We start from the raw sequence: 13728 nt of genomic DNA, 5'->3' as shown, positions 1-13728 counted from the left end.
GAAATTGCACTGGAAGTCCTGAGATGTCTTCGTCTCAGGCCGACAAATGTCGCCCTATAGTCCAGACAAGGCCTATCTCGGGTCAATCTGCATCGTCCTTCTGACCGGACGGAACGCATACGTCGTAGGACTAACCGAGCGCCCGAAAATCCTGATGTCGGCAGTGGCCCAGCCATGCCGTCGAGCGCGCCTAGAATCCCATTTCAATCTCGCGGTGTATCCGGTGCGGCGCTTCTTGCGTTGACCTGACATGACCTGCTAGCTACCACGCGCGCAGGTGCCCTCCACGTGTAGCTTGGAAGTCGCGATAATAAACGTTCACAGTTGTTGAGGTGAATATAATGCCCGGAAGCTCTAATTTTGGACGCCGGTTTGTTGCCGATGTGGCGCATCAATTCGCAAATAAACAAATGCTCAGCTCAGCGCTCGATATGGGCCGGGAATGGGCACATTCGCTAAATTATTGAGAGCGGCGGGCATCAACATATATATGACAGCAATTGAGGTCTGGGGCCCTTATATCAAGGAATATCAGCTCGAAGACATTTATGATCAAGTTATTTGCTCTGATGTGAGATTTGTGGACGGCAGACAATTTCGATCTCCGGATTTGATATTTTGTGGAGATGTTCTTGAGCATATGTCGCATTCAGAAGCGGAGATCTTGATTGATCGGATGTTGAACGCTCGTGCTGTGTTGCTGGCGTCGGTTCCCTTGTTTCATTGCGAACAAGGGGAAGCGTATGGAAATCCTTGGGAGCGTCACGTAGAAGAGGATTACACTGTTGAGAAGTTGCGATCACTTCATCAATCTTGTGTGCATGTAGAAGTCGATGCTCACATTGGAGTGGGTGTTTACGCTGGTTTGAACGTCAGCAGGTCGTTGATTCGAGATATCTGCGATCGTGCCTCGTTTGCGGCAAATAGAAATACGAATGCTTATCCGATCGCGGAGTACGCTCCTGAGGAGTTGATTACTGCAGTTGCGCACGCATACAAAAATTAACACTCGAAATTATGATGAATTCGGTGTTGTATAAGTAATAGATTGAAGCAATATACTGATCTTTGACTAATATCAGGTGAGAAAATGGACTGCTTTGATCGCTCAAATCCGCCAGATTACGTCGATTATTCTAATTTCACCGAATTGGCCGATGTCAGGTCGCTCGTTCAGTCTAAAGATTTTTTCCGTGGTGATCGAACAATAATCACTCAACCTTCATTAAAAGCGGAAAGTATAGAGCATTTTGGCCGAAAATCGACTGAATGCCTGCCCGCCTATCTCAGACCCATCAACATGCATTTTTCGGCCGCATTTTTAAGAAGTTCTGACGGCTATTTTATACCGCAATACGGATTTAACTACTATGAATATGATGGCGATCTTACGGTCGCTAAAGAATATTTATGGCTTTCTTATATTTTTTGGAGTCAGTATCTCCGCTGTGATTTGAGAACTAATTGGCGCTGCATGATGGCCAAGGACATAGATTACACTATTATAGATGAGCCTATTTGTGTTGCTTGGGGGCCTCACTCGGGCCACATATTTCATTGGCTTATAGACTGTCTTCCAAGGATTTGGCTATTAAAAAATAAATCGCCATATAACGACAGACGTTTTTATGTTGGAGATTTGAGTCGAAGCAGTATGCAGCATAAATTTCTCCGTTCGTACGGCATCGAATTGGAAGACTTAATTGATTTAAAGCCTGAAGTCTGTAAATTGTCGGATGCGGTTTTTTGCGGTTTTGAGTTCAGAGAAGATGTTGGACTCCGGCCGTCTCAAACAACAGGAGAACATGCCAAGGGATGGTCTCCGGAGTACTTGCAAGATTTGCGTGATAGGGGAATTTCCTTAGTAGATGTTCCTATTCGATCTGATTGTGAGCGCATTTATGTGACGCGGCGTGACGCTCAACATCGTAAGCTTATCAATGAGGATCAGCTCGTATCTCATCTAGAAGGTAAGGGTTTTGTTGTAATCTGCCCGGGAGATCACTCTATTGAAGAGCAAATTGAAATATTCAGTAAGGCAAGAATAATAATCGGTGCCCATGGCGGGGGACTCACGAATGTGATCTGGGCACCGGATGACTCGGTTGTTATCGAAATTGTTCCGGAAGGATTTTTTGATCCAGGTTACCGGGTCATCTATCATCTGCAGGGGCGAAAATTCATAAGTGTTTTCGGCAGAATGATGAGCGTGCCGGAAGGATCAACTGACGACTCCGTAATAAAGTTTGCCGATATCATCGTAGATTTGAAAGACGTAGATCTGGCTTTAGCTGCTGCCGCGTAGAATTAAGGCGAGGCGAGACGGATTTATCGACGTTCCCAGAACTGGGTTGCTAGGCGGTTGAAGGCGTATCAAAGCCAGTGCACTGACGCGGACGGAGGATTCGCGCGCGCGGTGAGGCATGCGAGTCTGGGGTATGGCTCAGCCGGTGTGCGTGCTCCTCGATGCGACCGGCGCGGCGCGGCCGGCTGCGATCGCCGGCGACCGCTCTCGCCCCCTCAAGCACATCCAGCGCGCTCGTGTCGTCCTGCTCTCAGCCGAGCGCCGGAGTGTCCAGGACGTCGCCCGGCGAGCGGGCGTCAGCCGCGCGGCCGTATGGCGCTGGCAGCGGCGCTACGGCGAGGCGGGAGTCGAGGGCCTGCTGCGCGACAAGACGCGTCCGCCTGGCACGCCGCCCCACCAGATCCTTCGTCCGGACCAAGCCCGCCGCCGACATCCTCGCCGCCGTCAGCAGATCCCCTAACCATCCGTCTGGGCCAGTGCACTAGGGTGTGCAGATAAGAGTCGAGATCTTTCGGTGTTCGACAGCAGGGAAGCAGGCTGTATTCCTGCAGGATGTCCTGTCTGGTAATCTTCCGCGCGACCTCTTGACCAAAAGAGAGGGCCGCCTGTTGAACGTGTGAGGTTTGTTCGCCACTCCAGGAGACCGCCCATGCCCCTCTCCCACAACCGCTTCGATGATCCGCACATCGATCGGGCGACCTCGGAGCACGTCCGCTTCTCGATGACCGACGGGCAGCGCATTGTTGCGGGCCGCGTGCCGGTCGCGGCCTTGCGCGAGCGGTTCGGCGACGACGCGAGCGACCCCCTCGCCCTGTACGGCCGTTGCCGGGAGGCGGTCGAGGCGGCGGCGAGCCGGAAGTTCGACCGGGTCGGCGCGCCCGACGCGATGGTCGATCTCGATCCCGAGGATCTGGCGGAGGATCCCGCCTGAGGGGCCCGCAGCGACAGATCGCGCCCGCTGTGACCGGCCAGCATTTGCTCTTAAACAAAGTGAAGGCAGCGCTCCTCCGCCGGGCGGAGGCTTCCCGTTTTCGGGCGTCGGGGCCCGCTCCCGGGTCCGGCTCAACGGGAGGCTTGCCATGGAACACAGGGCCGTCGATCAGTTGCAAGGGGTCGCGGAGGTCACCGCCGAGCCCCTGATCCTGTCCACGCGCCGGGCGCGCCTGGAGCGCTGGGCCGAGCTTCTGGAGCAGGAGCCGCGCCGCCTCTTCGCGACGCTGCCCGAGGTCGAGCTGGTGCCCTGGCCGCGCCGGGGAACCCTGCGCTCCGACAACTCGCCCCTCGCCCTCGCCTACGCCGACCCGCTGCTGCGCGCGAGCGGGCTCTCGGGCGACACCTATGGCGAGGCGCGTCGCTTCTTCGGCCTGCGCGAGGGGCAGGTCCACCGGCTCCTCTGCTCCTGCGTGAACGGCCGCCATCTCCGCGCCGACCTGACGGCGCGGCGGCTGCGCGGCTTCGCCAGCTATCGCTTGGAGCGCTGGACGCTCGGCCTCGCGGCAGGCGCGGCGACGATGCCCGGGCTGCTCTTCCTGTTCGGCTGAGGCGAGGCCGGGCTCGGCTGGCGGCGGGACGATCCGGCAGCGGGTCTCTCGCCCCTGGGCCGAGGCGTGAAGACGGGAGCGCGAGAACCCGATCCCCGCGCCCTTCGAAACCCACTGGTAACGGGCGGCGGGCCATGGTCCGCAGCACGACACGGGACACGAGATCAGGCACGGGACCCCGCATGCTGACGAAGGACCAGCTCGCCGCGGAGCTGAAGCGCATCGCCACGACCCAGATCAGCGACATCACGCGGGCGGTGAAGGAGGGCCAGAAATCCATCGCCCTCAACGAGGTGCGGGATATGGCCCAGCGCCTCAACCGGCTCGCTGACGCCTTCAGCCCCAGGCCCGCCGCCCCGCCCCCGCCGGGAGCCGACCCGGCCGCCGAGGCCGCCTGAGCGCGGCGCGCGACGACTCACCCAGCGACGATTTCGGGACGAACCGGGAGATCCCGCCATGCCCCGCTTCTTCTTCAACATCCGCCTCGACGACGCCTTCCTGCCGGAGCGCACGGGACAGTGCCTGCCGGACGTCGAGGCCGCGCGCGCGGCCGCCCGCACGATCGTGCGGGCCCTCGTGGCGCAGCACGGCGGCGAGCCGCGCCTCCTCAACGCGGCGATGGCCGTGACCGACGAGGCGGGCCTCGCGGTCTTCGAACTGTCCTTCTTCGAGGCGATCTACGTGCCCGTCCCGGCACCGGAGCCCGTGGGCGCGCGGGCGCGCGCCCTCCCCCGGGCCGATGCGATCCGGTCGTCCGCGCCGACGGATCTCCTGCGCGGGGCTCGATCCCGGCTGGCGCGGCGCCTGCGTGCCTGGAGTGCGATCTGCGCCGGGGCAATCCGGGCGACCCAGGCGCGGCCCCGCGTCGTTCTGGGCTTCGAGGGCGGTCGTTGATCGGCCGTCAGCCGAACAGGTCCACCACCGCGAAGCCGCGGGCCCCGAGCCGCTCGGCGAGAACCCGCCGGTGGCAGCGCTCGGGGTCACGCTCGAAGCAGAGCAGGCAGACCGCCTGCGTTCCGGCCATCTCGGCGAGCGCGTCGAGGGCGAGGCCCCCGTCCGCGGTGTCGAGAACCTCCTCGCAGTAGATCCGCCGCATCAGCGCCGCGTCGTGCGCGCGGGCGGCCTCCCGGCCGGCCTTCGGCGTGCCGAGGGCGCGCAGATGTGCGTAGCCGAGCCCCGCCTCCTCCAATCCTGCCCGCAGGGCGCCCTTCGAGAAGCCGCGCTTGCGCGAGTTCGCCACCGCGCGGACATCGGCCAGAACCGCCACGCCGGCATCGCGCAGCGCCGTCCGGAGCCGCTCCGGGTCGAGGCCTTCGTAGCCGATGGTAAACAGGGTCTTGCTCAACGGCGCGGTCCTTCGAAACGCGAGGCGTGCCTGCAACTTAAGGCGGGTGCCGAGCCGGGCCAGGCATAGATTCGGCCCCGCGCTGTCCCCGTATGTCACCGTGCTGCAACGGCTTCCGGAATTCCGCCGCAATGACCGCAAAGGTCTGTTAACCGCGCAGGGGGCATCGAATACCCGTGATTGTGGCGCATAGGACGATGGGCCGGGCATCGATGCGGAACGCAGCCTCCCTGACAGCGGATGCACCGGCGCGCGGCGCCCCTCTCAGCTTGCGCACCAACGTGAAGCGGCTCCTCGCCGCCTCGCTGCTCGCGGGGCTCGCGGCCTGCGCGGGCAACAGCGACTTCTATCCCACCAAGGGTGACGTGAAGCCCCATCCGGGCGTGGCACGGGCCAAGAGCCACCCGATCCAGGGCATCGACATCTCGCGCTGGCAGGGGCCAATCGACTGGGCCTCCGTACGCGGCGCCGGTACTCAATTCGCCTTCATCAAGGCGACGGAGGGCGGTGACCACGTCGACGAGCGCTTCCGTGAGAATTGGGAGGGAGCCGCCCGAGCCGGGGTGCCGCGCGGCGCCTACCACTTCGTCTACTGGTGCCGTTCCGCCCAGGACCAGATGGACTGGTTCAAGCGCAACGTCCCGAACGATCCGAGCGCCCTGCCCCCGGTCCTCGACGTGGAGTGGAACGGCCACTCGCAGACCTGCCCGCGCCGCCTGCCGAAGGCGCAGGCGCTCGCCATGATCCGCTACATGCTCAGTGAGATGGAGCGCTACACGGGCAAGCGGCCGATCATCTACACCGACATCACCTTCCACAAGGACGTGCTGGAGGACGAGCTGCCCGACTATCCGCACTGGGTCCGCTCGACCGCCGCCGAGCCGGAACAGCGCTTCGCCAACCGCAAGTGGATGCTGTGGCAGTTCACCTCGACCGGCCGGGTCCCGGGGGTGCGCGGCGACGTCGACCGCAACGCCTTCTACGGGACGCAGGCCGAGTGGGCCTCCTTCCTCGCCACCGACTGCGACCCGCGGGAGCACCGCTCCCTCTCGGCGCAGGGGCTCTGCTCCGGGAAATAGTGCAGAGCGGGCTCGCGCGGGAGCTTGAGGGTATCGTGCGCCGGCCACGGGGCGAGTCGATGAAATTGTTCAGTGGTTTGTCTACAAGTAGACAGACGAAGACTGAAGCGCTGCTGTAGGGAGCGTCCTGAAACACTCGTTCCTGCAGCGTAGCCATGTCGTCGGCGTCGGACTCTCTCCTCGAAGGCAATCTCCTTCTCAAGGCGCTCGACGACGATGATCGGGCGCTCGTCGCCCCTCACCTGGAGCGCTCCTACTACGCCCGGGGCGACACCCTGTTCTCGGCGGGCAGCGCGGTCTCCCTAATCTCCTTCCCCTGCGAGCAGACTGTCGCCACCCTGGTGATCGCGATGCAGGACGGGAGGAGCGCCGAGACCGCAACGATCGGTCGCGAGGGCGCTGTGGGCGGCGTCGTCAGCAACGGCTGCCTGCCCGCCTCCACCCACGCGATCGTCCAGATCGGCGGCCCGGTCCTGCGCATGGACGCGAGCCGGCTGCAGGAGGCCAAGCGCCGTTCGCCCACCCTGCGCAACCTGTTCACCCGCTACTCGGACTGCCTGCTGGCGCAGGTGCTGCAGTCGGTCGCCTGCAACGCCCTCCATCCCATCGAGGCGCGCTGCCTGCGCTGGCTCCTGACCCTGCAGGACCGGATCGGCGCCGACACGCTGCCCGTCACGCACGAGCTCCTCGCGGCGATGCTCGGCGTGCAGCGCACCTACCTCACCCGCATCCTGCGCACCCTGCAGCAGCAGGGGCTGATCGAGGTCGGACGCGGGCGCATCACCATCCTCAACCGGGCGAACCTGGAGAGCGCGGCCTGCGAGTGCCACGGCAACGTCAAGCGCCACTTCGAGACCGTGCTCGGCGCGGTCTACGGTGCGCGGGGGCACATGCTGCGGGTGGAGCCTCCGGGAGACCCGCGCGAGGCGCGCTCGCTCGCCGTGACGCCGGCCGCTGAGAAGCCCGGCCGATGAGGCGGCGAGGCGGCCCGCCGGCGGGATTCGACACCAATCGTGCACGATCGAACCGTAGGCAGCCCTGACGACGAAGGCGCCCGACTTCTGCTATGACGGATAGCCCCATCCCCGCGCCACCCTCCCTCACCCGCCCCGCTGCGCCGCCTGCCGCCGATGAGTGACGCCGACCGCAAAGCTGCCGGGTCAGGGACCGCCGAGGGGCGGCTCGCGGCGCTGGCGCGCTATCACATCCTCGACACGCCGCCGGAGGCCGGGTTCGACGACGCCGTGCTCGCGGCGAGCGAGCTCTGCGCGGCGCCGGTCGCCCTCGTCAGCCTCGTCGCGGCCGATCGGCAATGGTTCAAGGCGCGGGTCGGGTTCGAGGCCAGCGAGACCGACCTCGGCCGCTCGGTCTGCGTGCACGCCCTGGCCAAGCCAGGACTTCTCGTCATCCCGGACCTCACCGCCGATCCGAGGACCCGCGACAATCCCCTCGTCACCGGCCCGGACGCCCTGCGCTTCTACGCGGGCGTTCGCCTCGACACGCCGGAGGGCGAGGGCCTCGGCAGCCTCTGCGTGCTCGATACGGTGCCGCGACCGCAGGGCCTGACGGCGGGCCAAGCGGTGGGGCTGCAGGCCCTCGGCCGCCAGGTCATGGCTCTCCTGGAGCTGCGCCGGACCGTATCCCGGCAAGGAAGCGACCTCCTGCGCCGCCACGACGCGCAGGAGGTCATCAACGCGAGCGCCGTCCGCCTCGGCGAGAGCGCCCTCCTGATGCGCCTCGCCATCGAGGCCACCGGCATCGGCATCTTCGACTACGATCTCGTGCGCGACCAGCTCGAGTGGGATGTCCGCGTGCGCGCCCTGTTCGGAATCGGCCCGGACGAGCCGGTCAGCTACGCGGGCACCTTCCTGCCGGGTCTCCACCCCGACGACCGGGCCCCGGTGGACGCCGCCCTGCAGGCGGCCCTCGACCCGGCGGGCACCGGCATCTTCGACAGCGAGTACCGGGTCGTCGCCCCGGACGGGACGCTGCGCTGGCTCGCCGCCCGCGGGCGCCTTGTGGTGGCGGGCGGGCGGGCGACGCGCATCGTGGGCACCGTGCTCGACATCACCCGGCGCAAGCAGGCCGAGCTCGCCCTGCAGACGATCGGCGAGCGCTACCAGCTCGTCGCCCGCGCCACCAACGACGCGATCTGGGACTGGGACCTCGTCACCGACAGCGTGCTCTGGAACGAGGCGCTGCAGACCGCCTACGGCTGGGCGCCGGACCAGGTCGAGGCGACCGGCGCGTGGTGGATCGCCCATATCCATCCGGACGACCGGGCGCGCGTCCACGCCGACATCCGCGCCGTGATCGACGGGGCGGCGAGCGAGTGGAGCCACGAGTACCGCTTCCGGCGGGCCGACGGCGGATACGCCGATGTTCTCGACCGCGGCTACATGGTGCGCGGGGCCGGCGGCCGGCCGATCCGCATGATCGGCGCGATGCTCGACATGACCGGGCGCAACCGGGTCGAGGCGCAGTTCCGCGCGGTCTTCGAGGGGGCGAATGTCGGCATCGTCCAGCTCGATCCGCGCAGCCTCCGGGCGCTCCGGGTCAACGCCAAGCTCTGCGAGATCTGGGGGGCGACGCCCGAGGAGATCGTCGGCCACTCGGTCGCCAAATGGACGCCGGAGGAGGACGCCGCCGCCCGCGACGCCCTGCACCGGCGCCTCGCGGCGGGCGAGATCCTTCAGGAGACCCTGGAGAAGCGCTACCGCCGGGCGGACGGGCGCCTGATCTGGGGGCGGGTCAACCTCGTCTCGCAGGTCATCGGCGCGGAGCTCCAGACCACGGCGATGATCGAGGACATCACGCAGGAGCGCCTCGCCGAGGAGCGCCGGATCGCCCTGATCGCGCTCGGCGACGCCCTGCGCGACGCCGGCAGCCGCGAGGCTTTGCTGGGCGAGGCGGTCGCGATCTTCGGCCGGGTGCTCGGCGCCTCCGAGGCCGGCTACAGCGACATCGACCTGCCGGACGCCAGCTTCAGCGTGGCCGCCCGCTGGCCCGAGCCGGCCGAGGGCGGGCCCCGGCCCCTCGGGGGCTTCCCCGCCACGCTGCAGGCGCTGCGGCGGGGCGAGATCCTGGCGGTGGGAGACCTCGCCGGCGACCCGCGCCTCGCGCCGGAGGCGGAGGCCTACGCCGCCGCCGGCGCGCGCGCGATCGTCAAGGTGCCGCTCGTCCAGCGCGGCAGCCTCGCGGGCGTGCTCTACGCCTACGCGCCCGCGCCCAGGGCGTGGAGCCCGGCGGAGATCGCCTTCGCCCGCGAGGTGGCGGAGCGGACCTGGAGCGCCCTCGGGCGCATCCAGGCGGAGGACCAGCAGCGGCTCCTCAACCGGGAGCTCAGCCACCGGCTCAAGAACACGCTGGCGATGGTCCAGGCCATCGCCGCCCAGACCCTGCGCAACGCGCCCGACTTCGAGACCGCCAAGGACGCCCTCGCCGCCCGGCTGATCGCCCTCGGAAAGGCGCACGACCTCCTGCTCACCGGAGAGCGGGAGAGCGCGGGCATCGATGCGGTGATCGCGGGCGCCCTCTCCCTCCACGACGACCGGCAGCCCGGCCGCTTCGCGATCCGCGGGCCCGACGTCGAGGTCGGGCCGCGGGCGGCGCTCTCGCTCAGCCTGATGATGCACGAGCTCGCCACCAACGCCGCCAAGTACGGGGCGCTCTCCGTCCCCGAGGGCCGGATCGTGGTGGACTGGGAGGTCGCCGATGCGGAGACCGAGCCGCTCTTCCGGATGGCCTGGACGGAGCGGGGCGGCCCCCGGGTCGCGCCCCCGTCCCGGAAGGGCTTCGGCTCGCGCCTGATCGAGCGGGGGCTCGCGGGGGCGATCGGCGGCGAGGTCGTCCTCGCCTACGAGCCGACCGGGGTGGTGTGCCGCGTGATCGCGCCGCTCTCCGGCGTGCAGGCGCCGGAGTGATGGTCGCGTGCCATCGCAGGAAGCTCGCCGCGCCCTGGAAACCGGCCTGATCGGGCCCTTGCCGGGCGTGCGGAGCCGAGGGTGATGGTCGGGTGGCTTCGCGGGCGGGCGCGGATCCTGCTCCGCGGAGCCTACTCGGCGGGCTGGGGAGCGGGCGCCCCGCCCTCCTCCGGCTTGCCCATCCGATTGCCCGTTTCCTTGCCCGTCCCCTTGCCCGTCCCCTCGCCCGTTTCCCCGCCCTTGCCCGCCTCCCCGTCCGTCCGGCCCTTGCCCGACCGGCCGAGGAGCCGCTCGGCGGCGACGTAGAAGGTCGGCGTGATGAACAGGGTGATGAGGGTGGCCACGAGCAGGCCGCCGATCACCACCGTGCCCATGGACAGGCGCGCGTTGGCGCCCGCCCCGCTGGCGATGGCCAGCGGCACCGCGCCGAGGATGAAGGCGAAGGAGGTCATCAGGATCGGGCGCAGCCGCAGCCGCGCAGCGTCCTGGGCGGCCTTCAGCGGCTCCTCGCCCTGCCGGCGCAGATCCTCCGCGAAGGCCACGAGCAGGATCGCGTTCTTGGCCGCGAGCCCGACGAGGAGCAGGAGCCCGACCTGCCCGAAGATGTCGAGCGGCAGGCTGCGCAGGGCCAGGAAGCCGACCGCCCCGAAGATCGCCACCGGCGTCGCGAGCAGGATCACGAAGGGCAGGCGCAGCGACTCGTACTGCCCGGCGAGCAGGAGGAAGATCATCAGCGTGCCGAGGCCGAAGATCAGCGGCGCGTAGCCGCCCGCGATCTTCTCCTGGTAGGCGACCTCGGTCCAGGCGACCGCGTAGTCGGAGGGCAGCCTCTCGGTGGCCAGCCGCTCGATCTCGGCGATGACCGTGCCCGAGCTCGCGCCCGAAGCCGTGTCGACCGCCACCTCGATGGCCGGGTAGGTGTTGTAGGAGAGGACCGCCGTCGGCCCGCTGACGAAGCGGGCCTGGACGAGGGAGCCGAGCCGCACCGGCTCGCCCTGGCCGTTGAGCACGGTCAGGCGCTCGACGTCCTCGATGGTGCGCCGGCCGCTCGCCTCGCTCTGCACGTAGACCTGGTAGACGTAGCCGAACCGGTTGAAGAGGTTCACGAAGGACGAGCCCACATAGGTGCCGAGCGCGTCGAACACGCGCTGCAGGGGCACGCCGAGCTGCTCGGCCTGGGCCCGGTCGATCTCGAGATGGAGCTGGGGCACGCCGTAGCTCGTCGTGGGCAGGGCGCGCCCGACCGAGGGCAGCTTCGTGACCTCGGCGAGGAATCGGTCGGCGGCCTGCGCCAGCTTCAGGCCGCCCGCGCCGCTGCGGTCCTGAATCTCCAGCGTCAGGCCGCCGATCGAGCCGAGGCCCGGCAGCGGCGAGGGGTTGACGATGCGCAGCTGCCCGTCCGGGTCGTGCTGATAGCGCGCCTGCATCCGCGCGATGATGTCGTCGGCCGACATCTCGCGCTTGCCCCAGGGCTTCAGGGTCGGGATCTGGAAGCCGTAGAAGGGGGCGACCGTGTCCGAGAGGATGCCGCGGCCCGAGACCCCGATCGTGTGGTCGACCGCCTCGAGTTCCCGGAAGGCGGCGCCGACCCGCTCCACCATCTTCTGGGTCCGGTCGACGGAGGCGCCCTTCGGCATCGCCACGTCGGCGAAGAAGTAGCCCTGGTCCTCGTTCGGCACGAAGGCGGAGGGGCGCTGCATCGTCATCCAGACCGTGAGGACGGCGAAGGCCGCGAACACGATGCCGAGGGCGACGAGGTGGCGGCTGAGGACGCCGATCGCCGCGACGACCGCGCCCGTCGCCCGTTCGAGCCCAGCGTTGAACCAGCGCAGGGGGGCCCGCCACCACGCCCGCCGCGCCGCCTCCCCGGCCTCCCGCGGCTTCAGGATCAGCCCGCACAGCGCCGGCGTCAGGGTCAGCGAGACCACGGCCGAGATCAGGACCGAGATCGCGATGGTGAGGGCGAACTGGTTGTAGAGCTGCCCCGTCAGGCCGGGGATGAAGGCGACCGGCACGAACAGGGCGGCGAGCACCAGGGTGGTGGCGATGACGGGGCCCGCCACCTCGTCCACGGCCTCGCGCGACGCGCTCCTGGGGTCGGCCCCCTCCTCCATCAGGCGCTCGGTGTTCTCGACCACGATGATCGCGTCGTCGACCACGAGGCCCACCGCCAGCACGAGGCCGAGCAGGCTCAGGGTGTTGAAGGAGAAGCCGAGCAGCGCCATCGGCCCGAAGGTGCCCACCAGCGCCACCGGCACGGCGATGGCGGGGATGAGCGTCGCGCGCCAGTTCTGCAGGAAGATGTAGGTGACGACGACGACGAGGATCAGCGCCTCGAACAGGGTCCGCACCACCTCCCAGATCGCCTCGCGCACGAACTCGGTCCGGTCGAGGGCGATGCGGTAGGTCAGCCCCGGCGGGAAGCGCTTGGCGAGCTCCTTCATGGTGGCCCGCGCCCCGTCCATCACCTGCACGGCGTTGGCGTCGGGGTTCTGGTAGATGCCGAGCGTCGCCGCGGGGCGGCCGTCGAAGCTCGAGTTGACGCCGTACTGCTCGGAGCCGAGCTCGACGCGCGCGACGTCGCGCACCCGCACCACCGAGCCGTCGGGGTTGGCCCGCAGCAGGATGTTGGCGAATTCCTCGGGCTGGCGCAGGCGCCCCTGCGTGACGAGCTGCAGCTCGAAGGCCGTGGGCTGGCCCAGCGGCGGCTTGCCGAGCACGCCCGTCGTGATCTGCGCGTTCTGCTGCTCGATCGCCTGGGAGACGGTCTCGGGGCTGATCGCCAGCGCCTCCATCTTCACCGGGTCGAGCCAGACGCGCATGGCGTAGCGCATGTTCGAGAAGTTGACGATGCGCCCCATTCCCTCGACCCGGCGCAGGGGCTTGATCACCTGCGTCTCGGCCCAGTTCGAGAGGAACAGCTCGTCGTACCGCGCCCCGTCCTCGGCGTAGAGGACGATGTTGCCCAGGCGCTGGCGCGAGCTCTTGGTGATCTCGAGCCCCTGCGCCCGCACGGCCTCGGGCAGCTTCGCCTCGGCGCGGTTGGCGCGGGTGAGCACCTCGGCGGCGGCGGCGTTGAGGTCCGAGCCCACCGCGAAGGTGGCGTCGATGCTGACGCTGCCGTCGGTGCTGCTCACCGAGTTGATGTAGATGAGGTCCGGCGCGCCGTTGACCTCCTGCTCGATCGGGATCGCGATGGCCTCGTAGGCCTGCTGAGCGCTGGCGCCCGGGTAGGTCGCCTGGACGTTGATGACCGGCGGCGCGATCTCCGGGTACTGCGCGATCGGCAGGGTGAGGCCCGCCACGGTCCCGATCAGGGTGATCAGCACCGAGATCACGGCCGCGAGGATCGGGCGGTCGACGAAGCGCGCGAACATGCGGAAGAGCCGTCTCCCAGGCGCGCGACCGCGTGACGGCGGATCCGCCCCGGCGACGCTTCGACGTAGCTTGAGTTGCGCATGCAACGTCTCCGCCCTCGGCGTGTTCCCCCTCGCGATGCGACGCGGCCCGTGCGGCCCGGGCGAGACAGGCCCGG

12 protein-coding genes are annotated in these 13728 nt (G+C 67.4%); 10 read left to right on the top strand and 2 right to left on the bottom strand.

What is annotated here, in order from left to right; all coding sequences use genetic code 11:
• Nucleotides 1-442 precede the first annotated feature (442 nt).
• The 7 genes from MOX02_RS10110 (at nucleotide 443) to MOX02_RS10080 (ending at nucleotide 4740) form a co-directional block, all read left to right on the top strand.
• Entirely contained in the window at nucleotides 443-1006 is a 564-nt protein-coding gene (locus tag MOX02_RS10110; protein ID WP_147025665.1) for a class I SAM-dependent methyltransferase, read from the top strand.
• Between the two features lie 84 nt (nucleotides 1007-1090).
• Complete coding sequence (locus MOX02_RS10105) at nucleotides 1091-2305, top strand: glycosyltransferase family 61 protein (protein WP_147025664.1); 1215 nt, start codon at nucleotides 1091-1093, stop codon at nucleotides 2303-2305.
• Between the two features lie 133 nt (nucleotides 2306-2438).
• Nucleotides 2439-2765, top strand: coding sequence for a helix-turn-helix domain-containing protein (locus MOX02_RS10100; RefSeq protein WP_280525314.1), 327 nt, complete (start codon nucleotides 2439-2441; stop codon nucleotides 2763-2765).
• A gap of 189 nt (nucleotides 2766-2954) precedes the next feature.
• Nucleotides 2955-3236, top strand: coding sequence for a DUF1488 family protein (locus MOX02_RS10095; protein ID WP_147025663.1), 282 nt, complete (start codon nucleotides 2955-2957; stop codon nucleotides 3234-3236).
• Nucleotides 3237-3384: 148 nt separating this feature from the next.
• Nucleotides 3385-3846 (top strand): hypothetical protein, encoded by a 462-nt coding sequence (locus MOX02_RS10090; protein ID WP_147025662.1) that lies wholly within the window; start codon nucleotides 3385-3387, stop codon nucleotides 3844-3846.
• Between the two features lie 182 nt (nucleotides 3847-4028).
• The gene (locus tag MOX02_RS10085) at nucleotides 4029-4244 is read left to right on the top strand and encodes a hypothetical protein (RefSeq protein ID WP_147025661.1); all 216 of its coding nucleotides are present in this window, start codon (nucleotides 4029-4031) and stop codon (nucleotides 4242-4244) included.
• A 58-nt stretch (nucleotides 4245-4302) separates the two neighbouring features.
• Nucleotides 4303-4740 carry a DUF6894 family protein gene (locus MOX02_RS10080; RefSeq protein WP_147025660.1) on the top strand — a complete coding sequence of 146 codons (438 nt, stop codon included), beginning with the start codon at nucleotides 4303-4305 and terminating at the stop codon, nucleotides 4738-4740.
• A gap of 7 nt (nucleotides 4741-4747) precedes the next feature.
• On the opposite strand, the gene MOX02_RS10075 is transcribed toward MOX02_RS10080, so the two are convergent.
• Entirely contained in the window at nucleotides 4748-5191 is a 444-nt protein-coding gene (locus MOX02_RS10075; protein WP_147025659.1) for a DUF488 domain-containing protein, read from the bottom strand.
• 212 nt (nucleotides 5192-5403) lie between these two features.
• Here MOX02_RS10075 and MOX02_RS10070 point away from each other — a divergent pair, with 212 nt between their 5' ends.
• From MOX02_RS10070 to MOX02_RS10060, 3 genes are all read left to right on the top strand, one after another.
• A complete protein-coding gene (locus MOX02_RS10070; protein ID WP_147025658.1) occupies nucleotides 5404-6270 on the top strand; it encodes a glycoside hydrolase family 25 protein in 867 nt (288 codons plus the stop codon).
• A gap of 155 nt (nucleotides 6271-6425) precedes the next feature.
• Nucleotides 6426-7244, top strand: a complete 819-nt coding sequence (locus tag MOX02_RS10065) for a Crp/Fnr family transcriptional regulator (protein ID WP_147025657.1) — start codon at nucleotides 6426-6428, stop codon at nucleotides 7242-7244.
• Nucleotides 7245-7400: 156 nt separating this feature from the next.
• A complete protein-coding gene (locus MOX02_RS10060) occupies nucleotides 7401-10193 on the top strand; it encodes a PAS domain-containing protein (protein ID WP_147025656.1) in 2793 nt (930 codons plus the stop codon).
• Between the two features lie 131 nt (nucleotides 10194-10324).
• On the opposite strand, the gene MOX02_RS10055 is transcribed toward MOX02_RS10060, so the two are convergent.
• Nucleotides 10325-13570 carry an efflux RND transporter permease subunit gene (locus MOX02_RS10055; protein WP_238179074.1) on the bottom strand — a complete coding sequence of 1082 codons (3246 nt, stop codon included), beginning with the start codon at nucleotides 13568-13570 and terminating at the stop codon, nucleotides 10325-10327.
• Nucleotides 13571-13728 lie beyond the last annotated feature (158 nt).

This window comes from Methylobacterium oxalidis (assembly GCF_007992195.1).
Lineage (GTDB): Bacteria > Pseudomonadota > Alphaproteobacteria > Rhizobiales > Beijerinckiaceae > Methylobacterium > Methylobacterium oxalidis.
Note: the sequence above shows the minus strand (reverse complement) of the source record. Positions and strands in the feature narration are given on the sequence as shown.

What these genes read in the sequence shown, in the direction of transcription:
- MOX02_RS10080 (WP_147025660.1), top strand. Translation starts at nt 4,303, where the DNA reads ATGCCCCGCTTCTTCTTCAACATCCGCCTCGACGACGCCTTCCTGCCG.
- MOX02_RS10100 (WP_280525314.1), top strand. Translation starts at nt 2,439, where the DNA reads ATGGCTCAGCCGGTGTGCGTGCTCCTCGATGCGACCGGCGCGGCGCGG.
- MOX02_RS10085 (WP_147025661.1), top strand. Translation starts at nt 4,029, where the DNA reads ATGCTGACGAAGGACCAGCTCGCCGCGGAGCTGAAGCGCATCGCCACG.
- MOX02_RS10070 (WP_147025658.1), top strand. Translation starts at nt 5,404, where the DNA reads ATGCGGAACGCAGCCTCCCTGACAGCGGATGCACCGGCGCGCGGCGCC.
- MOX02_RS10095 (WP_147025663.1), top strand. Translation starts at nt 2,955, where the DNA reads ATGCCCCTCTCCCACAACCGCTTCGATGATCCGCACATCGATCGGGCG.
- MOX02_RS10060 (WP_147025656.1), top strand. Translation starts at nt 7,401, where the DNA reads ATGAGTGACGCCGACCGCAAAGCTGCCGGGTCAGGGACCGCCGAGGGG.
- MOX02_RS10090 (WP_147025662.1), top strand. Translation starts at nt 3,385, where the DNA reads ATGGAACACAGGGCCGTCGATCAGTTGCAAGGGGTCGCGGAGGTCACC.
- MOX02_RS10110 (WP_147025665.1), top strand. Translation starts at nt 443, where the DNA reads ATGGGCACATTCGCTAAATTATTGAGAGCGGCGGGCATCAACATATAT.
- MOX02_RS10065 (WP_147025657.1), top strand. Translation starts at nt 6,426, where the DNA reads ATGTCGTCGGCGTCGGACTCTCTCCTCGAAGGCAATCTCCTTCTCAAG.
- MOX02_RS10055 (WP_238179074.1), bottom strand. Translation starts at nt 13,570, where the DNA reads ATGTTCGCGCGCTTCGTCGACCGCCCGATCCTCGCGGCCGTGATCTCG.
- MOX02_RS10105 (WP_147025664.1), top strand. Translation starts at nt 1,091, where the DNA reads ATGGACTGCTTTGATCGCTCAAATCCGCCAGATTACGTCGATTATTCT.